Here is a 22,590-nt window from a genome sequence, read left to right as displayed (position 1 = left end):
CAGACGCCGGCGTGGCGAATGCCGCATGGTCCTATACGCCTCGCACGATCGGCGGCGGCAGCAACGTAAAGTCCAGCGTGCTTACGCCGTCGATGTACACCCCGTCGGCCGCTGATGCATAGCCGGCTGCGTTCACGGAGAGATTCGCATTGCCCACAATGAGGTTGTCGAAGCGATACACCCCGTTTGCGGTGGTCGTCGTGCGTCCAGCATTCGGCCCATCAACCACCGTGACGGTTGCCGCGTTGACCGCCAGGCCATCACTCGCCCTCACAACGCCCGTCAGCGAAACGAGGCCAGAGCCAGTACCCGAGATACTGATGGTGTTCGTGCCGCTGGTGGCGTCGCCGTTCACCGTGAGGATGCCGTCATAGCTGACAGCTGCGGTTGGCGCAAATTGAATCGCGACCAGCTGTGATCCACCCGCCAGCACCGTCCCGCTCGCGAAACTGAACGTGTAGACGTTCATGCTGCCGACCGGGACCGTCATCCCAGTCACCGTCAGTGCGGTATTCCCTGTGTTGGTAATGGTCAGGATCGCGGTACCCTTCTGCCCAATGGACAGCTCTCCAAATGCCAATGTCCCAGTCAACCCAATCACTCGCGTGGCGGACGTGGGAGTAGGCGCGGTTGGCGACGGCGAAGATTGACTGCCGCAGGCAGAGAGGCCGACCCCCAGAACAAGGACCAATAGACCTATCTTCATGGCTGCCTCCCAAAGAATGACCCGTTTGAGCCTTAAGAATGGCCCATGGACCACGCAGTCGTCTGTACACAAACGCACAGGGAATGCCGCCAGGAATGGCGGGGTGGGTGGGACGGGCTTCAGCTGGACGTCAGCGCGAACAGGTGACGGCGGCGGGACCCGGTTCTGCCGGATCCCGCCTGAACAGGCGTCTGTCCCAACGAGGACGCCGATGCGCTGATGTTCTTGCGGCTACTTGTTCTCCTTCATCAAGGCGTTGACGGCAGCCTCCAACTGCTGGTCCTTGCAGAACGGACCCCTCGTCATCCTACTGTCCCAGCAAGATCCGAATTCCGAAGAACACCTCGCGCGTCGGCCCTGGCTGGTACGAATTGCCGTCCGGATCGGGCTCGGTGAAGGCGATGTACTGCTGCCCGAACACGTTTCGGGCCGACAAGCTGATCTCGCCGCGGTAGCCCCTTCCCGTCCAGCGGTAGGCGACGCGCGGATTCACCAGCGTGAATCCATCCACGCTCGCGACATTCGACTGGTCGACGAACCACCCGCTCTGCATCTCCGTCCCGACGCCGAACACCCAGTGAGCGTTCCACGTGTACTCACCGTCCGCGTAGAACTGATGCGCCGGCGAATTGGGCATGACGGAATTGGAGAACTCGCCAAACAGACTCTTGACATTCGTGTACTTGAAGTTCGACCACGTGTAGGCCGCGCGGATGGCCAGGCCCGACACGGGGAACCAGCCGACGGCGGTTTCGATGCCGTAGCGCCGGCTCGAGCCGGCATTGCGATAAAAGGTCTCGAGCGAGCGTGAGGCAACTCGGTACCGACCGAAATCGTTGTCGGTGTTGAGGTTGAAGAACGTCGCGTCGTACGAGAGTCGGCTGCCGACGTGCCCGCGAGCACCTACTTCCTCGCCTTGTGAAGTGGCCGGCACCAGGTTGGCGTTGAACCCGCCGAGATGGTCGGGATTATTGGACAGTTCCTCCGTTGTTGGCGGCAGAAAGCCCTGGCCCCAGCTCGCGTACAGGCCCGCCTCCGGGGTGATGTTGTACGACGCGCCCACGCGTCCCGTCGTCTTGCCGAAGTTCTGCTGGCCCGACAGATCCATGAATCTGCTCGAGAGGTTGTCGCTGAGCGAATTGCGGAGCCAGTCGCTCCGGATATCGGCCGTCAGCGCCCATCCGGACGGGAATTCGACACGGTCGAGTGCATAGATGCCGACGCTACGCTGATCGATTCGCTGATCTGCCAGTCGCGTCGTGCCTTCCAGCGCGGCTCCCAGATTCGCGTACTTCACGTCGTCGATTCCCTGCCAGTCGACGTCGGTGCCGATCGTGACGTGGTTGGTGAAGCGGTGGAATGTCCGGTGATTCGCATACTGCAGGATGAAGCCAGGCGTGTTGTACGTCCGGTGCTGTACCGACGAAGGTACCGATTCCCGCCAGTTCCAGTGGCGCAGGTACGCACTGAAAGTCACCTCGTTGCTCTGCGTCATCGCCCAGTAACCCGACACGCCCGTGGTGAACCGTTCGGTGCGCTGATATTCGTTGAACGTGAGCGCATCAGGGTTGGGCAGCTTCGGACTCTGCTGCAGCCAGACCAGACTCAGACCCTCCGCGTTCTGATTGAAGAAGGCGGTATTGGCGGCAATGGCCGTCAGGTGGAACGTCGGTGAGGCCGTCCAGCGCAGCTTGCCGTAGATGTTGGTTGAATCGAATGCGGTGTGCACGCGATAGCCATCGCCGGAATTGCGGGAGACCGACAGGCGATAGTTGAGCCTGTCGCTGGTACCGCCCACCTCCGCCAGACCCTTCCAGAAGTCGTACGAGCCGAGCGACAGCGTGGCTTCCCCAGCCACGGGAACCTCGGCGCCGTCCCGCGTCGTAATGTTGATCACACCGCCCGCCGCGCCGCCGCCGTAGAGCGCCGACGAAGGACCGCGCAGGACTTCGATCCGGCTCACCGTGAGCCAGTCGACATCGAACAGGTCTGGCGCCAGGCCCGTCGGATCATTGAGCGGCAGGCCATCCAGCAGCACCTTGATGCCGCGCACGCCGCGCTCGGTCAGCAATCCCTGGCCGCGGATCGAGACGTGCACCCGCTCGCCATCGGCCTGGTTGTCGATCTTGACGCCCGGCACGAGCTTGAACGCTTCCTCCGCGCCAATCCCGCGCGGCATCGCCTTGAGCGTGTCCGCCTCGACCACCGATGTGGCCGCGGGTACCTCCTTCAAGGGCAACTCCATGCGCGGCGCCGAGACGACGACGTCGTAGGTGATCGTGGGAAGCTGAGGCTGTTCGTCCGGCTTCACCTGACCAACTGGGGGAGCGGGCGGGGCGGGCTTCTGAGGATCGCTTGCGCCTGGAGGCGGAGCGCTCTGTGGTTGTCCCGCCGGGGAAAGCGTTTGAGCGGTGGCGGGCCCGATCGCCAACTGGCCCGCCACAATGAAAACGGCCAGGGTCGCGAGGCGTGCAGGGTAGCGAAGGAACATTGAACCCGGGGCGACGGAACGGTGTGTCATATACGCCTCAACGGGGACCGGGGATCTGCGGGGGCTCGCACGGCTGGGGCCGAAGGCAACGAAGGCGATCCCCGGGCGGGCCAGACGCGGGGCCCCGGGAGCCGTCGAGCTCGACGCCTCGGGCGCAGCCTATTGTAATCCGCGGGCGACCTGCTTCTACTTGATCTCTTTCAGCAGGGCGTTGACGGCAGCCTCCAGCTGCTGGTCCTTGCCCTTGCTCGCAACGGCATACTCGTTCATCAGCTTGATGTCAGGTTCGGTCTGCTGATTCTCGAGGTACCTGCCGGTCGTTGAGTCCTTGACGCCGGTGTGGGGCACGCCCCACCTGATGCCGTCCGGCAGCGCTTCCCACCCGGCAAACGTGCACGTGCCTGGCGTTGGCATGCCCACCAGTTTCCCGAGTGACAGCGCCTTCACCGTGTACGCATAGCAGTGACCATCGCTGTAGTTGGCTTCGTTGGCCAGCGAGATACTCGGCTTGGTCCACCGGAAGTTCGGCTCGTAGCCATTGGTGCGCCGATCGCTCGCGTATTCGAAGAAGCGTTTCCCGCTCAGGAACATCGCGAGGTCGGCCACCAGGTCGCCGCCTCCGTTGAAGCGCGTGTCGATCACAACGCCCTTGCGCGTCGCGAACTTGCCCATCACCTCTTCGTAGGCCGAACGGTACGCACCATCGTTCATCCCGGGCACGTGGATATACCCCAGTTCGCCATTGCTCAGCCTGTCGACTTCGTCCTGGTTTCGGCGCACCCACCGCGCGTAGAGCAGTCGACTCTCCTCGGCGGGTGTGATCGGCTTGACGACGACCTCGGTCTTCTTCGCGCCGTCCAGAACCCCCAGCAGCGTCTTTTTGCCGGCCTTGCGATTGAGGAATTGTGCCAGGTCCTTGTCGGCGGCGACGGTCTCGCCGTCGATGGACTCGAGAATCATGCCAGGCTTGATGTTCATGCCGGCCTTGGTGAGCGGCCCGTCCTTGATGACCTCTTCGATCTTGACGCCGACACCCCTGTAGGCGGAGTCGTAGAAGAGGCCCAGCGAGGCGGTCTCGTCAGGATTGGTGGCCTGAGCGCTATAGCTGGCTCCACTGTGGCTGATGTTGAGTTCGCCCAGCATCTCCGCCAGCATCTCAGCGAACTCGAAGTTGTTGCCGATATGCGGCAGGTACTTCTGGTAAACGGCCTTGAGGCCGTCCCAGTCGGCGCCGTGGTAGCCCGCGGTGTAGAACGAATCCTTCACAGTCTTCCAGACGTGTTCGAACGACTCGCGTCGTTCCGCCGCCGCATTGAGCAGCATCTCGCCGCTGAACGGCACGGGGTCGCGCTTGCCGCCAGCCGGATCGATCTTCGAGAGAGTCCCGTCGGCCAGCAGGAACAGGATCTTCTGGTCCTTGTCCCATTCCAGGCGTCCGCTCGTCGCGTTCAGCGTGACGGCCATCTTCGTGTCCTTGGTCCGCAGATTGGTCGACCAGAGGTTCAGGCCCTTTTCGAATCGCGCCAGGTAGTACAGCGTCTCCCCGTCCTTGCTCACCAGCGCATCGCCCAAAGACGACGAGTGGATCGTCACGCGCGCCTTGCGAAGGCTGAAGCCATCGAACTCGATCACGAGTTCCTCGGGTTTGACCTCCTTGTCCTTGGTCGCATCGGCCTTGTCCTTGGCGGCGTCGGGCTTGGGCTTGTCCTTCTTGTCTTCGGCCTCCTTGACCAGCGCGTACTCGTCCTTGGTGAGGCGGTACCGATCCCACGCATCCTGCGTGAAGAACATGGCATAGGCGTCCTGCTGCGCACCGCCGCCTTGCGCCACCGACTTCAATCCGTCGCGGTTGCTGAACCACAGCATGGCCTTGCCGCCCAGGATCCAACGCGGCCGGCTGTCGTTGAAGCCGCTCTGGGTCAGGTTGGTGACGCCGCCCTTGCCGTCGGCTCGGACCAGGCCCACTTCGCCGGGCGCCAGGCCAGGGACCGAGTAGTCAAAGAGGATCCACTTGCTGTCAGGGCTCCACTGGAAGTACTGCTCGCCTTCGTCCAATTCCTTGCTGGTCAGCAAGACGCGGCTCAGTTTGGTCTCGAGGTTGAATATCTTCAGCGTCGACTGATCCTCGACGTACGCGATCTCCTTGCCATCGGGCGAATACACCGGATGTGTGGCCTGACGCTCGGTCGGAATGGCCAGCGTTTCCTTGAGCACAGTTGACGCATAGAAGTACGGCTCTTCGTCGCGCGTACGGCGCGTTTCGTAGATCTTCCACCGCCCTGCGCGCTCGGAGGCGTAGATGATGGCCTTGCCGTCGGGAGACCAGGCGATGCTGCGTTCGTTCTCAGGAGTATTCGTGATGCGCTTGGTGACGCCGCCCTCGACGCTCGTGACGAACACCTCGCCACGGAACGTGAAGGCGATCTCCTTGCCAGTCGGCGAGACAGCCATTTCGCGGGCGCCGTTGGTCACCGGCAGCACTCTCTCGTTGTTGTTTCTGGCGTCGGCCGCGATCGCCACGTTGATCTTCTGCGGCTGCCCGTTCGCCTTGAGCGTATAGATGTCGCCGTCGTACCCGAAACAGAGCGTGCCCGAATCGGCCGCGCTCAGGAAGCGGACCGGCTGCTTCTTGAACGAGGTCACCGCCTGCGACTTCCCGCCCTGGAGACTCATCTTGTGGACGTTGAACGATCCGCTCTCCTCGCTGAGGTAGTAGAACGCCGTGTCGTTGTCGGTGAACACCGGGTTGCGATCTTCTCCCGCGAACGTCGTGATCTTCCGATGCGCACCGGTGGGCATGTCGTAGACCCAGATGTCACGCGCGATCGCCGACGTGTGGTGTTTGCGCCAGATGTTCTCGCCGCCCTTCTTGTCCTGGTAGAGCAGCAGCTGCCCGTTCCTGCTGATCTTCACGTCCTCCGCGGGCGTCGTCAGCACCTGTTCCACCCGGCCGCCGTCGGCAGGCACGCGATAGAGCTCCGGCTGCGAGGCGGTCGGAAATCCCCGGTTGGCGGCGGTGTCGAGGCGCGCGCCGCCGAAATAGATGCTCTTGTCGTCGGGACTGAACGCGTACGGATACTCGTGAGCCGAATGGAACGTGAGCCGGTTGGCCTCGCCGCCCTCTGCCGGCATGATGAACACATCGAAGTTGCCGAAGCGGTCGCTCGCAAAGGCGATCTGTTTCCCATCGTGGCTCCAGACGGGCATGAAGTCCTGCGCCTCGTGCGTCGTCAGGGCGACGGCCGTGCCTCCGGTGGCGGGCACGCGGTAGAGATCGCCCTTGTACGTGAAGACCACGGTCTTTCCATCCGGCGAGATCGCGGGGTAACGCAGCCAGCTCGGTCCGGATTGCGCGGATGCGATGGACACACTGACGGCCAGCACACAAACGATCGAGGCAAGCAGGGTTTTCATAAGTCAGATCCGCTCCATGAACGCGACGAGAGAGGTGTCGAACGCACTCGGGATTCTACTGTGTGTGCGCCCAGGCGGGCCAGCTGTCCCGGATGCTGGTGTTTCGCGCCGGGCCTGGATCTGCTATACAGTCAGCCCCGAGGAGGATTGCGATGGCTGGCACACGCGGAAAGGTCTGTCACTACACGTCGATGGAAGCTGAGACGGTGAGCGGGGAAGCCAAGGGCGCGACGATCCGCTGGCTGATAGACGATCAGCATGACGGGGCGCCGGTGTACGCGCTGCGGATGATCGAACTGGCGCCGGGCGGTCATTCGCCGCACCACGCTCACCCGTACGAGCACGAGAACTTCGTCGTCGAGGGAACGGGCCGTGTGCAGATGGACGGCGTGTGGCACGACCTCAAGCCAGGCGATGTCGTCCTGGTGCCACCGGATGCCGTACATCAGTACGCGAATGCAGGAGAGACGCCATTTAAGTTCCTATGCGGGATCCCGGTCGCCAGATTGCGAGAGGGCCGATAGGCGGTCAATCAACGTTACGTCAGAGAGGGAGACGTTCACGATGACGCACGAGACGAACTGCCGGTGGCTGCAGCGAGGTGTCCTGGTCACTTGTTCGATCGCGGCGTTGCTGGCTGCTCATCCACGCGCCCAGGTGTCAGTGCCAGACCAGACGGCGACAGCTCCCGAGTCGGTGGCCACCCAGATCGATCGCATCTTCGAGCGGTGGGATCGCGGCGGAACGCCCGGCTGCGCGGTCGGCGTGTCGGAGCGGGGCACCGTCGTCTACACGCGCGGCTACGGCATGGCCAATCTCGAGTACGGTGTCCGGATCAAGCCCGATACGATCTTCGAGTCGGGCTCCGTCGCCAAGCAGTTCACGTCGGCGGCCATCGCGTTGCTGGCGATCGACGGCAAGCTCTCGCGCCAGGATCCCGTTCGCAAGTACGTGCCCGAGCTGCCTGATTTCGGCACCCCGATCACGATTCAGCAACTGCTCAATCACACGAGCGGCCTTCGCAGCCAGTGGCCGATGCTCTCGCTGGCGGGCCGCCCGCCGGGGATGGCGGTCCATACCGTCGACGAAATTCTCGAGCTGGTAAGCCATTACAAGGAGCTCAACTTCAAGCCCGGCGACGAGTATCTCTATAACAACACTGCCTTTACGCTCCTTGGCGTGATCGTCCAGCGCGTGTCGGGCAAGAGCCTGAACGACTTCACGAAGATCGTACCCGACCGGGCGACGGCGTACCGGGCAGATGCGGGGGGCCAGTTCCGGACGAACATGCCGTTCACGAATGTCATCGGCAACGGGGGGCTGCTGACGACGGTTGGCGACCTTCTCATCTGGAACGAGAACCTCGATCGCCCACGCGTCGGCGGCAAGGAGATGGTCGACCAACTCCAGAAGCGCGGTCGACTGAATGACGGGTTCGAGAACGAGTATGCCCAGGGCCTGGTCGTTACCGACTACCGGGGCGTACGCGAGGTCAGCCACGGTGGGTCCACCGGTGGCTATCAGACCTTCCTGGCGAGATGGCCGGACGAGCGCCTGTCGGTGGCGGTGTTGTGCAACACCACAGGGACCAATCCCGGCGGGTATGCCCATCAAGTGGCGGATGTGTTCCTGGCCGGCGCGCTCAAGGCCGTGCCGGTGCCGGCGTCCGTCACCGTACCGGCCGGCGCCCTCGCACAGGTGGCCGGTCTCTATCGAGAACGCGCGACCGATGCGGTTGTGCGCGTGGCGTGGGACAACGACAAGAAGACGCTGCGTATCGGCGGCCAGGTACTCATCCCCACCGGCGTCGGCGTATTGTCGGCCGGCGACGGGGCGCGAACCGTGTCGGTGCTGGGCGCGGCAGACGGCGAGAGACCCGCGTGGCCGACCTCTGAGCCGGCCGCGCGCCTGCTTGACCGCGACAGCCGGACGAAGCCGCGCATCTGGGATCGTGAGCAGCCCTTCGCCCCAACTCCGGCGCAGCTGGCCGCCTTTGCCGGTGAGTACTTCTGCGAGGAACTGGGCGTCACGTACCTGTTCTATGTCGAAGCCGAGTCGCTAAAAGTCAGATTCCGGCCGGCCCAGCGCTTCACCCTGACGCCGGTCTTCCAGGACGCCTTCGAAGGAGATGGCAACATCATCCGATTCACACGCGGTGCCGCCGGCTCGGTCGATGGGCTGCGCATCTACGCGGGGCGCGTCCGGCACCTGCGTTTTGTCAGGCGCTAGTGCGGGCAGCCGGTGCCCGAACAGGAGCATGTGATGACGGTCGCGACAGCCTCCACCGAGTTCCTCAATCTGATTGACGGCCGCTTCGTCGCGGGCCGGGGCTGGATCGAAGACCGCAATCCCGCCGATACTCGCGAACTGGTCGGCCTGTTTGCGCGGGGTTCAGCCGACGACATGCGGGCCGCGGTCGACGCGGCCGCTCGGGCGTTTCCGGCGTGGGCCGGCATGCCCGCCCCAGGCCGGGGCGAGTGTCTCTTTCGAGCCGCCGAGATTCTCGACGCATCCTTCGAGCTACTCGCCACCGACATGACACGCGAGGAAGGCAAGACGCTGCCCGAGGCGCGGGGCGAGGTCCGTCGCGCGATCAACATTTTCCGGTACTTCGGCGGGGAAGGTGCGAGGCAGCCAGGGCTGCTGGCGCCATCGGAACGCGATCGCGTGTTCTCGTTCGCGATCCGCAAGCCACTCGGCGTGGTCGGCCTCATCACCCCGTGGAATTTCCCGAGCGCCATTCCTGCCTGGAAACTCGCGCCTGCGCTGGTCGCCGGCAACACCGTTGTGCTGAAGCCCGCTTCGGCCGCACCACTGAGCAGCTGGCGGCTTGTCGACGCGCTCGTCAAAGCCGGCGTCCCCGCCGGCGTCGTCAACTTCGTCGCGGGGCCGGGGCGCGAGCTCGGACACGCGCTGGTCGAGGCGGATCCGACCCGAGCCGTCTCGTTCACCGGGTCGTGCGCAGTTGGCGCCACCCTCTACGATCAGGCCGTCGGCCGCCGCCTCCGTGTTCAACTTGAGATGGGCGGGAAGAATCCGACGGTGGTGCTTGCCGACGCGGATCTCGAACGCGCGGTAGACAACACGATCAACGGTGCGTTCGCGTCCACGGGACAGAAGTGCACCGCCACGAGCCGGGTGATCGTCGAGGCGCCCATCCATGATCGATTCGTCGAGCGTCTCGTGGCCCGGGCGCGCGGGCTCAAAGTCGGCCCTGGGATGGACCCGGCGACAGAGATCGGGCCGGCCATCGACGCGGATCAACTGAACACTGTGCTGCAGTACGTTGCTGCGGGCGTACGCGAGGGAGCGACGCTGGCCTGCGGCGGCAGGCGCCTCGAACAGCCGCCCTGCGATCACGGGTTCTTCGTTGAGCCGGCGGTCTTTGTCGACGTTCACGAACGGATGACGATTGCCCAGGACGAGATCTTCGGCCCGGTGCTGGCCGTGTTCAAGGCCCGCGATTTCGATGATGCGATGCGGCTCGCAAACGATGTCCCATTCGGGCTGTCGGCATCGGTGCAAACCCAGGATGTAGGCCGGGTGTTCGACTTCGTCAATCGGATCGAAGCCGGCCTGGTGACGGTCAATCTGCCCAGCGCGGGCGTGGAATACCAGTTGCCGTTTGGCGGGACCAGGCAATCCAGCTTCGGCCCGAAGGAGCAGGGACCGAATGCGCTGGATTTCTATACCGACTGGAAGACGGTGTATCTGAGGTATTAGGGAGAGTGTGATGTCGGATCGAATTGGCTTCATTGGTCTCGGTTTGATGGGCAAACCCATGGCGCTGAACCTGCTGAAGGCGGGGTTCTCGCTGGTCGTCAACAGTCGCAGCCGCCCGCCCGTCGACATCCTCGTGGAGGCCGGCGCCACTGCCGCCGCAACGGCGGCCGACGTGGCGGGACAGTCGGACGTCATCATCACCATGGTGCCGGATTCGCCAGATGTGCGAGCGGTCCTCGAAGGGCCGGGCGGCGTGTTCGAGACCGTGCGGGCGGGAAGTGTCATCGTCGACATGAGCACGATTGCGCCGGCCGTCTCACGCGAGCTGGCCGCGAAGGCGGCGGCGCGCGGCGTGCAGATGCTCGACGCCCCGGTCAGCGGCGGCGAGATCGGAGCCATCAACGCCAGCCTGTCGATCATGGTTGGCGGAGATGCTGCCACCCTCGAGCGTGTGCGGCCGATCTTCAACGCTGTGGGCAACCCCGAGCGCGTGGTACATATCGGGCCGTCTGGCGCGGGCCAGGTGTGCAAGGCGTGCAACCAGATCTGCATCGGAGGCGCCCTGGCATCGGTTGGCGAGGCCTTCGCGATCGCGCGCAAGGCGGGCATCGACCCGGCCAAGGTCCGCGAGGCGCTGATGGGCGGATTTGCCGCCAGCCGCGTGCTCGACGTGCACGGCGAGCGCATCCTCAAAGGCAATTACGTGCCCGGATTCAAAACGAAGCTCTACCACAAGGATCTTGGCATCGTCATGCAGACGATTCACGAACTCGCCGTGTCTGCGCCGGTGGCCGCGGTCGTCCAGCAGTACGTGAGCGCCATGATGGCGGCCGGGCGGGGAGAGGACGACTATTCGGCGCTCGCGACCGCGGTATTCGACGCGGCAGGGCTCGACCGGGAGTAACCCGAATCAGCTATCGGTACGCGACGAATCCGAGCGCGGCCGCCCCGAGAATGATGAACGCCGGGTTGATCCGGGTCAGCGTCAGCAGCGCGAGAGCTACCACGCAGAGCAGCACGCGGTCCCATCCCTGAACGAGCGCCGCCGTCAGGCCTGTCGTCCGTTCGAGACCGAAGACGGTTCTTCCCATGTCGTATGCCGTCCAGAGCAGCAGGCCGACGACTACCGGCCGGACGGCCTTGAGCATGGCTTTGACGGCGGGGCTGTCCTTGACGCCGAAGAAGAACACCACCATCACGAGCATGAGGAGTGTTGTCGGCAGCACCGTCCCGGTGGTGGCCGCGACCGCCCCTGGCACGCCAGCCAGTTTGTAGCCCACGTACGCCGACACCTGGGGTGCGATGGGCCCCGGAAGCGCATTGCCCACGGCGACCGCATCGGCAAATTCGGCCGGGCTCACCCATCCGATGGCGGTCGTCTCGCGCTGCATCAGCGCCAGCGACGCCGGCCCGCCGCCCCACGAGAAGAGCGCCACCCGCGTAAACACCACGAAGATCTTCCAGAGGATCGTCATGCGGCAGAGGTTATCATGAGGCTGTGGGTGGCGATTCAACCTGGATGAACTGGCAGGAGAAGCAGGAGAGATCCGATGGAGCCGAAGCGCTCGCTGCGTCGTTGGGGTAAGGCGGCGTTGATCGCGATGGCACTGGCAGTGGGGTGGTGGGGAGCGCAGGGGAGCCAGGCGGCGACCGGGAGGGCGTTGCAGACCCAGGGGAAGCCGCAGCCGGCCCTGCCGGCCAGCCTCGCCGATCTCAAGCCCGTCGAGTCCGACGACCGGATGCTGAAAGCGCCGCCGTCGATCACCATCAATCAGGACGGCACGGCCGAGGTGGCGTTTGAAACCGCGGTGGCGACACCCCCCGGTCGTCTCTATGTCGGTGCATTGAACCCATCGACCGCCATCGACACTCCGCTATGGTCCGTGTCGGTGCGCGAGCTGAACACGGAGCCCTCGACCAGTCATCGCGTCGCGATCGATCTCCGCCGGCTCGATTCGTGGCTCCTGCCGACGGCCAAAGATGGCGTCCGCGAAGCCGACGCCTACGTCCGTATCGAGCTGTACGATTCCCGCACGGCGGCCGCACGTTATTTCGAAGCCCGCGTCCATTTCGCGGTTGTCAACGGCCGGTACGAGAAGCGCACATCAGTCGTGCTGGGGCCGGTCATCGATCAGGTGACAACGGGTTCGGCGCTCGTGTCGTGGAACACGGATACTCCAGCCGCAGGTGTCGTCGAGCTCTGGACCGGCGACGCCGCCCGCAAGATCGGTGAGTTCAAGACGTCTGCGCCATCCGATCACCCTGTCGTGAAGATCGAAGGCCTGAAGCCGGGCGTGCGCTACCAGTACCGCGTACTCGTCTTTCATAGGGCTGACGGACCTGTGGCTTACACGGGACGTCTGTATCGGTTCACGGCTGCGCCGGTGTCTGGCGGCAGCTTCAAGTTCATGTTCATGTCCGACGGCCGCCCGTCATCCGGCGGCGGGTTCAACAACTTCAACGGCGTCAACGCCGCGGTGGAGCCGCGGCTGATGGCCGATGGCTACCGTCGTGGCAGCGCGTTCGCCCTTTACGCCGGCGATTTGACAGCAGGCTACACCTCGAGCGTCGAGAACTTTCGGATGATGCTGGACACGTGGAAACAGGTCAATGATCCAGTGGCCCACGAAATGCCGATCTACGAGGGCTTCGGCAACCACGAGTCGCTCCACGGCTTCTACGTCGACGCTCGGGGCAATCGCTACAGCACTGACCGTCTCGGGGAAAATTCGTCAGAGGCGGAATTTGCGGCTCGATTTGTCAATCCCGGGAATGCTCCGGAACCCGAGACCCGCGATGGTGTCGTCGGGCCGCCGTACAAGGGGACGGTCTATTCGTTCGATTTCGGAAACAGCCACTTCGTGATGCTCAACCTCGACTACTGGTTTACCGTCGGCGGTCCGTCGCGCGACACGGGCCTGGCGTGGAAGCTGCTCGGCGGGAATCGCGAAGGGTATGTGATGGCGAACCAGCTGGCGTGGCTCGATCGCGACCTGGCCGCCGCCCGCAAGCGTGGCGTGGTGAACATTTTTATCGCCGGCCACGAGCCGGTGCTGCCAGTCGGCGGGCACGTTGGCGATGCCATGTGGTGGCGCGGCCTCGACGATGCGACCCTGCCATCGGGCGACGTGCTGACGATGCGCACGAAGTTCCTGGCGATCGCGAACCGCTACGGCGTGACCGCCATGATGTTTGGCCACGAGCACGTCTACGCGAGACTGATGATTGACCACACCATCGACAAGAAGCTGACGCGGCCGATCGTCCAATTCATCAGCGGCGGGGCCGGAGCGCCGTTTTATCCGCAGGACACGTCGGCGCCGTGGGCCAAGGCCATCAAGAAGTTCGCGCCGACCAGCCACTACCTGATGTTCACCGTGTCGCCGTCCGGCGTGACGTTCGAGGCGATCGATCTCGACGGGCGTACTTTCGACAGCGGCGTGATCCGTTGAATCAGGACCGGCTTTTGCACTGATCGTGTTCAGAAGGCCGGCGGTGGCGGATTTCCGTTGCCGTCGGCATTCAGACAGTTCCCGATCGGCCCCTCGCATATGTTCGGCGTGTTATGCTGAGACTTCAGCCTCCGCGCGCTCGTCAGCAGCCGCTGGCGGGCCTGCCAGGTTTCGGCCGCGTTCTCGCCTGCGATCGGGTTCAGCGACCACTCCTCGTGACCGGCTATGACCAAAGGTTCCGCGCGTGCGACCGCCCTGGATGCCCTCAAGGCGCCGGTCACAGTGCTGGTTGGCCATTTCGGCTCGGGGAAGACGGAACTGGCCGTTAATCTGGCGCTCGGGATGGCGGGACGCGGCGAAAAGGTGTCGCTGGTCGACGCGGATCTGGTCAAGCCGTATTTCCGATCGCGTCTGCTGCGCGACGAGCTCGGCGAACACGGCGTCGATCTGGTGGCGCCGCATGGGGATCAGTTCTACGCCGACTTACCCATTCTCGTGCCCGAGGTCGCCGGTGCCATCGGTCAGGCGGAGGCGGGGCTGCGCCGGGTGATTGTCGATGCCGGCGGCGCCGATGTCGGCGCGCGCGTGCTCGGTGCGATCGGCGGGCTGCGGAATCCCGCCGTGACTGACGTGCTGTTTGTCATCAACGGCAATCGGCCGTTCGCCGAAGACGTGCCGAGCATCATCAGGATGCTGCGCGACGTGGAACAGGCCTCGAAGCTCCGCGTGAATGGACTGGTGGCCAACACCCACCTGATGAGTGAGACGACGCGTGAGGTGATTGGCATCGGGCTCGAGCTCGCCGATGCGGCGAGCCGCGAGCTGGGGTTGCCGGTGCGCTTCTGGGCCGCCATGGAAGAGATGGCGATGGACGGATGGCAGGGCAGTGACGGCCGGGACTGGCCGCTGCTGCGTTTGAACAGGCGGATCACGCCGCCAATTGATAGACAACCGCCGGGCGGACGCCGGCGTTCCAGCGTGCTGTAGTGAGGTGACGAGTGCCGACCCCGATTATCGACGTTGATCGCTGCAAGGGTTGCGAGTTGTGCGTGCACGCCTGCCCGACGCGGGTGCTGGAAATGTCGACCGACATTAACGTCAAGGGGTATTTCTACCCCAGCGTGGCGCGTGTCGACGACTGCAACGGGTGCCGTTATTGCCTGCTCGTGTGCCCGGACACCGCTGTCCAGGTCGAGAACAGAGGCAAGACCACCGTCCGGACGGATGGCCTGACAACCAGGCCGTTTACGTACTGTCCCGGCTGCACGCACGGCGTCATCCATCGCCTGGTGGGTGAGGTGCTGCAGGAGCTTGGCGTGCGCGAGCAGGCCGTCGGGATTGCGCCAGTCGGGTGCTCGGTGCTGGCCTACGATTTCTTCAATTGCGACATGCAGCAGGCGTCGCACGGCCGGGCCATGGCCGTGGCGACCGGTATCAAGCGCGGCCGCCCCGACCTGGTGGTGTTCACCTACCAGGGCGATGGCGACCTGGCCTCGATCGGCATGGCCGAGACCGTCCATGCGGCCAATCGCGGCGAGAAGATCACGGTCATCTTCGTGAACAACGCCATCTACGGCATGACTGGCGGACAGATGGCGCCAACCACGCTGGCGGGGCAGATCGCGACGACCTGTCCCACCGGACGCGACGTCACGCTGGCCGGCTATCCCATCCGCGTGGTCGAGCTCCTGTCGACGCTGCGCACGCCGGCGTTCCTGACGCGCGTGTCGGTCCACGAGCCCAAGGCCATCATGAACGCCAAGAAGGCGATCCGCAGGGCCTTCAAGTTCCAGATCGACAAGGTGTGCTTCTCACTGGTCGAAGTCGTGTCGACGTGTCCGACCGGGTGGGGCCGGCAGCCAAGCGAGGCGTGTGAATGGCTGGCGGATCAGATGTTGCCCTACTACCCCGTGGGTGACGTGAAGGTGCCGGAAGCCGCGCACTGACGAGAGGCCGGAGGAGATCATGTACAGCGAAATCATCATGGCGGGCTTCGGCGGCCAGGGCGTGTTGCTGATCGGCAAGCTGCTCGCGTACGCAGGCCTGAAGGGCGGGCTCGAAGTCACGTCGATGCCGGCGTACGGGCCCGAGATGCGAGGCGGCACCTGCAACTGCACGGTGGTGTTGTCGGATCGGCAGGTGGGCTCGCCCATCTCGCGCAGTCCGCACGGCGCCGTGGTCCTGAACCTGCAGTCGATTGACAAGTTCGAGCCGGCCGTCCGGCCGGGCGGGATCCTGGTCGTGAATACGAGCCTGATCAACCGGGATGCCGTGCGCAAGGATCTGATCGTCGTGCCCGTCGCGGCCAACCAGATCGCGCTGGAGGCGGGCAGTGCGAAGGCGACCAACATGGTCGCGCTCGGGGCGTTCCTCGGGGCGTCCGGGTTGGTCGATCTCGGCCTGGTGAAGGCGACGCTGGCGGAGAAGTTCGCGAGCCGCCCGAAGATCGTGCAGTTGAATCACGTGTGCCTGGACAAGGGTTTCGAGGTCGGGCAGACCTACGCCGCGGTGCCCGCCGGGCGCTAGCGCGTAGGGGCACGGCATGCCGTGCCCGATGTTGGTGCCCGTCATTCCGGAGAGGATGCATGGCGAAGAAATTGATGAAAGGCTGTGAGGCCATTGGCGAGGCCGCCGTCCAGGCGGGCTGCCGGCTGTTCTTCGGGTATCCGATTACGCCGCAGAACGAGATTCCCGAGTACATGTCCGGGCGGCTGCCGCAGGTCGGCGGCACGTTCGTGCAGGCCGAGAGCGAAGTGGCCGCGTCCAACATGCTCTATGGCGCAGCCGGCGCCGGCTGCCGCTGCTTCACGTCCTCGTCGAGCCCGGGCATCTCGCTGATGGCGGAAGCGATGTCCTACATCGCCGCCAGCGAACTGCCGGTCGTGTTCGTCAATATCATGCGGGCGGGCCCGGGATTGGGCGGCATTCTGCCGTCACAGGCCGACTACCGTCAGGCGACCAAGGGCGGCGGCCATGGCGACTATCGTCTGCTGGTGCTGGCGCCATCCACGGTGCAGGAAGCCGCCGACCTGATGATGGAGGCGTTCGACCTGGCAGACAAGTACCGCTCGCCCGTGATGGTCCTCGGCGACGGATTGATCGGTCAGATGATGGAGCCGGTCGAGTTCACGCGCCACATCGAGCCCGCCGACCTGCCGAAGAAGCCCTGGGCGACAACCGGAGCGCACGGGCGCGCGCCGAACATCATCAACTCGCTCTACCTGAATCCCGAAGATCTCGAGCGGCACAACTGGGATCTCGCGCGGAAATATCAGGCGATGGCGAGCGAGGTTCGGCACGAGACCTACCGGGCCGACGAGAAGCTGGACGTGCTGATCGTGGCGTACGGGACGGTGGCCCGCATCAGCCGCACGTCGATTGACGCGCTGCGCGAGAAGGGCCTGAAGGTCGGCTTGTTCCGTCCCATCACCCTGTATCCGTACCCGGCCGAAGCGCTGTCGCGCGCCGTTGAGCGAGCCGACCGGGTGCTGGTGACAGAGCTGAACACCGGACAGATGCTGGACGACGTTCGCGCGGTGGTCGCGGGCCGGCGCCCGGTCGAGTTCTTCGGCCGCGTCGGCGGCATGATCATGTCTGCCGAAGAGCTTGCCGAAAACGTGGAACGGATCGCCGCGGTCCCAGTCTGAGTCCGGAGCCCGGCCTGGCGGGTCGATCACGGCCGCGCGGCTTCTCGCCGTTCTAGACCCTGTCCTACCGCTTCACCACCGTGATCGTCACGTGCGACGGGTACTGCGCGGAGTGGTGCACCACGTTGTGGGCGACGCGGCCGGTCGCTTCGTCGTAGTTGCGTCCGCCCGTGTTCATGTTGCGGTCGAAGCGCGGGAAGTTGCTGCTTGCCACTTCGATCCGCAGCCGATGCCCAGCCGCGAAGTAATTGCTCGTCGTCAGCGGTTGCAGCGTGACCTTGTACACCTTGCCCGGCTCCATCCACACGAGCGGCTTGTCGTAGCCGTCGCGATAACGCATGCGCTGAATCGACTCGTCCAGGTTGTACGCGCGGCCATCAGGATAGACGTCGATCACCTTCACGGTGAAATCCGTGTCCCTGGCATCTGACGAGACGTAGAGCGTCGGTTCAATTGGTCCGCTCACTTCCGTGTCTGTCGCGAAGGGCGCTGACGTATACACCAGGATGTCGGGTCGCGCTTCCATCTTGCGCTGGTCGAACGCGCCGCCCGTCACCGCATTTCCGGTGCAGCAGACATTGCCGCCGTACGACGTGACCGGGTTCGCCGGGTCGTACGGGAATGCGTCCGGTGCATCCTGCGCCGGCGCGGCTGACGCGAGCGCGCCGTCACCGTCGAGCGTGTTGGCCTTGCCGCCGCTCGAGAGGAAGAACGTCATCGGCTGGGCGCCGGTGGGCGGCCAGGTATCGGACGTCTGCCATTTGTTCAGGCCCATCGTAAAGTACGTCACCTTCGGCAGCTTAGCGAGCACATCGCTCTTCTCGCCCTTCACGAACTGATCGAAGAAGGCGTTCACGATCTCGGTGTAGTTGAGCCGCGCATCGCCCATGCTGCGCTCGCCGACGATCGTGTCAGCGGTCGCGCGCGTGTAACCACAATGAGTCGTCGGCGCGATGATCGCCCACTGATGACTGGCGACCTCCGGTGTCGCGGTCTTCCGCACGTGATTGAACAAGGCGAGGTTGGGACCAACCGAGACGTCGTACCACGACATGAAGTAGAGGCCGGGCACGTTGAGCGGCATGTCGTCGTGCCACAGGCCGCCTTTGTACCACGCCGGATCGTTCGGCGTGCGCTGGATCATCCGCCCGCCGGTCGCGACGGGCATGGCGTCGGCAAAGACTCCGTGCGGCCCGTCTACGGCCTTAATGATGTCCTGGGTGGGGAGGTGCGACAGCGCCTTCGACCAGTCCACTGGCGGCAGCTGCTGGGCCAAATCGAATGACTTCGAGGCCCGGACCAGATCCTCCTGCGATGTGCCGGGCGGGAACATCGGCCGCACCTGATTCTGCTGGCCGTAGATCCAGCTGATGAACAGCATCTGCACGGCGCCGCCGCGGTACCAGTTCCCCTGTTCGTAGTAGCCGCCGACGCGGCCGACTCCGGCGCCAAATCCCTGGACGTTCATCGCGGCGAACGCGGGGTTCCCGGTCGCGGCCACGCCCATCTGGTATTCCGCGGTCGACGAGCAGCCGGTCGTGCCGACCTTGCCGTTCGACCACGGTTGCTTCGCGATCCACGTGAGCGCGTCATCACCGTCCGAACGCGGCGGGCCGAGGATGTCGTAATTCCCCTCCGAGAAGAAGTGACCGCGCTCGTTCTGGTCAACGTAGGCGTAGCCGCGTTTGACGGCGGTAAGGGCGGCGGTCATGTCGCGCGGGACGCCGCTGCGGACATCCCAGTAGTTGAAGTTGTAGGGCGTGCGCACGAGGATCGTCGGCACCTTCCTGGACGAGTCCTTCGGTCGATAGACGTCGGTCGCGAGTCGCACGCCGTCGCGCATCGGCATCATGACCTTGCGCTCGATGACGGCGATCGACGCGAGCTCCTGTTCAATCGAGAGCCGGGCGGCGGCTTGATCGGGCGACAAGCCCGCCCCACGCTGCGCAACGACGACGATGGTGGCGGCGATGACGGCGAGGGCCGTCGAGATCAGATAGCGGCGGCACGTGTGCATGTGGGCTCCCGGGTTCCGACGAGTCTACACCCGGCAGGGGCATCGGCGTACCGAGCGGCAAAGGGCCCTGCCAGCATCGACTTGCAGCCGACAGCGGTCACACGACGGTGGAATGGACCTTCGTGTCCCGGGACGATGGCACGACGTTCGTCAGCGCGCTACCTCGCCGAGAACCGATAGACCGTCGTCGACCTGAACGTCCGGCCGGGCGCGAGGACCGTCGGCGGAAACGCGGGATGGTTGATCGAGTCGGGGTAGTGCTGTGTCTCGAGGCAGAATCCGAAGTGCTTCTTGTAGGCGACGCCGGCTTTGCCCGTGATCGTGCCATCGAGAAAGTTGCCCGTGTACAGTTGCACGCCGGGTTCGGTCGTCAGCACGTCCATGATCCGTCCTGAGGTCGGCTCGCGTACAGTGGCCGACAGCGCGAGCACGCCTCCTCCGTGGTTGAGCACGTAGTTGTGGTCGTAGCCGCCGGGCGCGGCCCCGGGCACCTGGTCGATGCGCGCGCCGATAGGGGTCGCCCGCGTAAAGTCCATGACGGTTCCGCGAACCGTCGCGATGTCGCCGGTCGGAATCAGCGTGGCGTCCACGGGCGTGAAGCGGTCGGCCATGAGCGTGAGTTCGTGGCCGAGAATGTCGCCGGCCCCGTCGCCCGCGAGATTGAAGTAGCTATGGTTGGTCAGCTTGATGGGCGTCGGCTTGTCGGTGGTCGCCGTGTAATCCAGGCGGATTTCGTTCCGGTTCGTCAGCGTATAGGTGACCGAGGCCGTCACCGTTCCCGGATAGCCTTCCTCGCCATCGGGACTGACGTAGACAAACTTGACCGCCACGCCGTTGACCGCCGGCACGGCCTGCGCCTTCCAGATTCGCTTGTCGAAGCCCGTGTTGCCGCCGTGCAGGTGATTGGGCCCGTTGTTGGTGACCAGCGTGTACTCCTGGCCGCCAAGCCGAAATTTGCCTTTGGCAATCCGGTTTGCCACACGACCAATGGTCCCGCCGAAGTGCGGGTTCGGGCCTTCGTACCCCTCAAGCGTTGTGAAGCCGAGCACGACATCCGCCATGGCGCCTGTGCGATCGGGCACGTGCAGTTCGGTCAGCAGCGCGCCAAACGTGATGATCCTGGCGATCATGCCCTTGGCGTTGGTCATCGTGTAGACGTCGACGGCTGCGCCGTCTTTGGTCACGCCGTACTTGGCCTTATCCACACGTGCCGCCTGTCCAGAGGGCGTCGCCTGCGCGCTCGCCATCGTCGTGACACACACGAGACAAAGGACAGCGCAGGCCGTGATGGCGATTCCCGTTCGCGATGCAGGCATGATGAGGCTCCTTCGAGCGAGAGGCCGCGCGGTCAGGCGACCGTGGTCCGAGAGGACGCGGGAGCCGGTGCCGGGCGGGCCGTCTCGTACGCGAACGCCAGCGCGTCCTCCACGAGGCCGATGCGGACGGTGCCGCCGTGCTCGAGCGCCCCGAACAGGATGGCGTCGGTGAGCTTGTCGCGCACCTCGGCCTGGATGACCCGTGCCAGCGGGCGCGCCCCGTAAAGCGGGTCGTAGCCCTTGCGCGCCAGCCAACTCCGGGCCTCCGGCTCCAGCGCGATGGCCACGCGGCGTTCGCTCAGTTGCGCCTCGAGCTGCATGATGAACTTCTCGACGATCGTCTCCATCACCGCCGGCGAGAGCGGATTGAAGTTGACGGTGGCATCCAGGCGATTGCGGAACTCCGGGCTGAAGATCCGTTCGACCGCCTCCCTGGCGCGCGACTTCTGAGCCTTGTGCCGGGTGGTGCCGGCGATCGATCCGGTCGTGCCGAAGCCGATGAGCGACGCGTTCATCTCGCGCGACCCGGCATTCGACGTCATGATCAGGATCACCTGCCTGAAATCCGCCTTTCGCCCCATGTTGTCGGTGAGCGTCGCGTGGTCCATCACCTGCAGGAGGATATTGAAGACGTCCGGGTGCGCCTTTTCGATTTCATCCATCAGCACGACGGCGTATGGATGCGTGCGGATCGCGTCGACCAGCAGGCCGCCCTGCTCGAACCCGACGTAGCCGGGCGGGGCGCCGATCAGGCGAGCGACCGCATGCTTCTCCATGTACTCGGACATGTCGTATCGGACGAACTCGTTACCCAGGTGGATCGCCAGCTGCTTCGCCAGCTCCGTCTTGCCCACGCCGGTCGGGCCGGTGAACAGGAAACAGCCAGCCGGGCGTTCGGGCTGCCCGAGTCCCGCTCGCGAACGCTTGATGGCGGAGGTCACCAGCGCGACCGCCTCGTCCTGTCCGAACACGACCCGCTGCAGTGATTCGTTGAGTGTGCGGAGCCGTTCGCGGTCCGACGCGCTCGCCTGCTTCTCCGGGATCCGGGCCATGCGCGCGACGACGGCCTCGATGTCGTCGGGTGAGACCGTCCGCGGTTCCGGGCCGGCGTCGGGCAGGGGAGCGGTCAGCCGAAGCCTGGCGCCCGCCTCGTCGATGATGTCGATGGCGCTGTCCGGCAGCTTGTAGTCGCGAAGATGCCGCTTGGCGAGTCTGGCGGCCGTGTCGAGCGCGTCATCGCCATACCGCACGCTGTGATGGGCTTCGTACCGGCTGCGCAGGCCCTTCAGAATCAAAACGCTCTCGTCGATCGTTGGCTCGTCGACGACGACCTTCTGGAGGCGGCGGGCCAGCGCGCGGTCCTTCTCGATGTGCTTGAAGTCCTCGAACGTCGTCGACCCGACGACGCGCAGTTCGCCGGAGGTGAGCACCGGCTTGATGAGCGTCGCGAGGTCGAGCGTGCCGCCGGTGGTGGCGCCGGCGCCGACGGTAGAATGGATCTCGTCGATGAAGAGAATCGGCAGCGGGCGGGCCATCAACGCCGCGATGACCGCTTTGAACCGCTCCTCGAAATCGCCTCGAAATCGCGTGCCCGCCAGCAGGGCTGCGGTGTCGAGCGCGAAGACTTCCGCACCCTTGAGCAGGTCCGGCACGTCTTCGTTCAGCAGCCGCTGGGCGAGTCCCTCCGCCAGCGCCGTCTTGCCGACGCCGGCGTCGCCGACGAATACAGGATTGTTCTTGCGCCTTCGACACAGGATTTCGAGCGTGCGCAGCAGCTCGCTGGAGCGGCCCACCAGGGGATCAAGTGTGCCCGATCGCGCGCGC

The 22,590-nt window shown here is 64.8% G+C and carries 16 protein-coding genes and 1 pseudogene; 10 read left to right on the top strand and 7 right to left on the bottom strand.

All coding sequences use genetic code 11. The features are described 5' to 3' along the window. Positions 1 to 31: 31 nt before the first annotated feature. The 3 genes from NTV05_05475 to NTV05_05465 form a co-directional block, all read right to left on the bottom strand. Positions 32 to 706 (bottom strand): carboxypeptidase regulatory-like domain-containing protein, encoded by a 675-nt coding sequence (locus NTV05_05475; GenBank protein ID MCX6543847.1) that lies wholly within the window; start codon positions 704 to 706, stop codon positions 32 to 34. A gap of 307 nt (positions 707 to 1,013) precedes the next feature. Continuing rightward, a complete protein-coding gene (locus NTV05_05470; protein ID MCX6543846.1) occupies positions 1,014 to 3,227 on the bottom strand; it encodes a TonB-dependent receptor in 2,214 nt (737 codons plus the stop codon). A gap of 156 nt (positions 3,228 to 3,383) precedes the next feature. Beyond that, positions 3,384 to 6,611: a S41 family peptidase gene (locus tag NTV05_05465; GenBank protein ID MCX6543845.1), complete on the bottom strand. Its 3,228-nt coding sequence runs from the start codon at positions 6,609 to 6,611 to the stop codon at positions 3,384 to 3,386. 152 nt (positions 6,612 to 6,763) lie between these two features. Here NTV05_05465 and NTV05_05460 point away from each other — a divergent pair, with 152 nt between their 5' ends. The 4 genes from NTV05_05460 to NTV05_05445 are packed head-to-tail and all read left to right on the top strand — an operon-like array spanning position 6,764 to position 11,238. Beyond that, the gene (locus tag NTV05_05460) at positions 6,764 to 7,135 is read left to right on the top strand and encodes a cupin domain-containing protein (GenBank protein MCX6543844.1); all 372 of its coding nucleotides are present in this window, start codon (positions 6,764 to 6,766) and stop codon (positions 7,133 to 7,135) included. Between the two features lie 40 nt (positions 7,136 to 7,175). After that, on the top strand, positions 7,176 to 8,840 hold the full coding sequence (locus NTV05_05455) for a serine hydrolase (GenBank protein MCX6543843.1): 1,665 nt from the start codon (positions 7,176 to 7,178) through the stop codon (positions 8,838 to 8,840). A gap of 33 nt (positions 8,841 to 8,873) precedes the next feature. Further along, positions 8,874 to 10,334 (top strand): aldehyde dehydrogenase family protein, encoded by a 1,461-nt coding sequence (locus tag NTV05_05450; GenBank protein MCX6543842.1) that lies wholly within the window; start codon positions 8,874 to 8,876, stop codon positions 10,332 to 10,334. 10 nt (positions 10,335 to 10,344) lie between these two features. Continuing rightward, the gene (locus NTV05_05445; protein ID MCX6543841.1) at positions 10,345 to 11,238 is read left to right on the top strand and encodes an NAD(P)-binding domain-containing protein; all 894 of its coding nucleotides are present in this window, start codon (positions 10,345 to 10,347) and stop codon (positions 11,236 to 11,238) included. A 10-nt stretch (positions 11,239 to 11,248) separates the two neighbouring features. On the opposite strand, the gene NTV05_05440 is transcribed toward NTV05_05445, so the two are convergent. Next, entirely contained in the window at positions 11,249 to 11,809 is a 561-nt protein-coding gene (locus NTV05_05440; protein MCX6543840.1) for a chromate transporter, read from the bottom strand. 75 nt (positions 11,810 to 11,884) lie between these two features. Here NTV05_05440 and NTV05_05435 point away from each other — a divergent pair, with 75 nt between their 5' ends. The 6 genes and pseudogenes from NTV05_05435 (at position 11,885) to NTV05_05410 (ending at position 17,433) form a co-directional block, all read left to right on the top strand. Further along, on the top strand, positions 11,885 to 13,786 hold the full coding sequence (locus NTV05_05435) for a metallophosphoesterase (GenBank protein ID MCX6543839.1): 1,902 nt from the start codon (positions 11,885 to 11,887) through the stop codon (positions 13,784 to 13,786). Between the two features lie 225 nt (positions 13,787 to 14,011). Beyond that, positions 14,012 to 14,773, top strand: coding sequence for a hypothetical protein (locus tag NTV05_05430; GenBank protein MCX6543838.1), 762 nt, complete (start codon positions 14,012 to 14,014; stop codon positions 14,771 to 14,773). 11 nt (positions 14,774 to 14,784) lie between these two features. Next, positions 14,785 to 14,955: pseudogene (locus NTV05_05425) on the top strand (4Fe-4S binding protein). Between the two features lie 60 nt (positions 14,956 to 15,015). Continuing rightward, the gene (locus NTV05_05420) at positions 15,016 to 15,732 is read left to right on the top strand and encodes a thiamine pyrophosphate-dependent enzyme (GenBank protein MCX6543837.1); all 717 of its coding nucleotides are present in this window, start codon (positions 15,016 to 15,018) and stop codon (positions 15,730 to 15,732) included. Positions 15,733 to 15,751: 19 nt separating this feature from the next. Further along, on the top strand, positions 15,752 to 16,312 hold the full coding sequence (locus NTV05_05415) for a 2-oxoacid:acceptor oxidoreductase family protein (protein MCX6543836.1): 561 nt from the start codon (positions 15,752 to 15,754) through the stop codon (positions 16,310 to 16,312). A 59-nt stretch (positions 16,313 to 16,371) separates the two neighbouring features. Continuing rightward, positions 16,372 to 17,433, top strand: coding sequence for a 3-methyl-2-oxobutanoate dehydrogenase subunit VorB (locus tag NTV05_05410; GenBank protein ID MCX6543835.1), 1,062 nt, complete (start codon positions 16,372 to 16,374; stop codon positions 17,431 to 17,433). A 64-nt stretch (positions 17,434 to 17,497) separates the two neighbouring features. Here NTV05_05410 and NTV05_05405 read toward each other — a convergent pair whose 3' ends face one another. The 3 genes from NTV05_05405 to NTV05_05395 form a co-directional block, all read right to left on the bottom strand. Continuing rightward, positions 17,498 to 19,450 carry a CocE/NonD family hydrolase gene (locus NTV05_05405; protein MCX6543834.1) on the bottom strand — a complete coding sequence of 651 codons (1,953 nt, stop codon included), beginning with the start codon at positions 19,448 to 19,450 and terminating at the stop codon, positions 17,498 to 17,500. A 158-nt stretch (positions 19,451 to 19,608) separates the two neighbouring features. Then, on the bottom strand, positions 19,609 to 20,766 hold the full coding sequence (locus NTV05_05400; GenBank protein MCX6543833.1) for a galactose mutarotase: 1,158 nt from the start codon (positions 20,764 to 20,766) through the stop codon (positions 19,609 to 19,611). A 32-nt stretch (positions 20,767 to 20,798) separates the two neighbouring features. Then, a partial coding sequence (locus tag NTV05_05395; GenBank protein ID MCX6543832.1) for an AAA family ATPase occupies positions 20,799 to 22,590 on the bottom strand: 1,792 nt, incomplete at its 5' end.

It is taken from the genome of Acidobacteriota bacterium (assembly GCA_026393755.1).
In the GTDB taxonomy this organism is placed as follows: domain Bacteria; phylum Acidobacteriota; class Vicinamibacteria; order Vicinamibacterales; family JAKQTR01; genus JBAXOX01.
The sequence above is the reverse complement of the archived record's forward strand: the minus strand, read 5'-3'. Positions and strand labels throughout refer to the sequence as shown.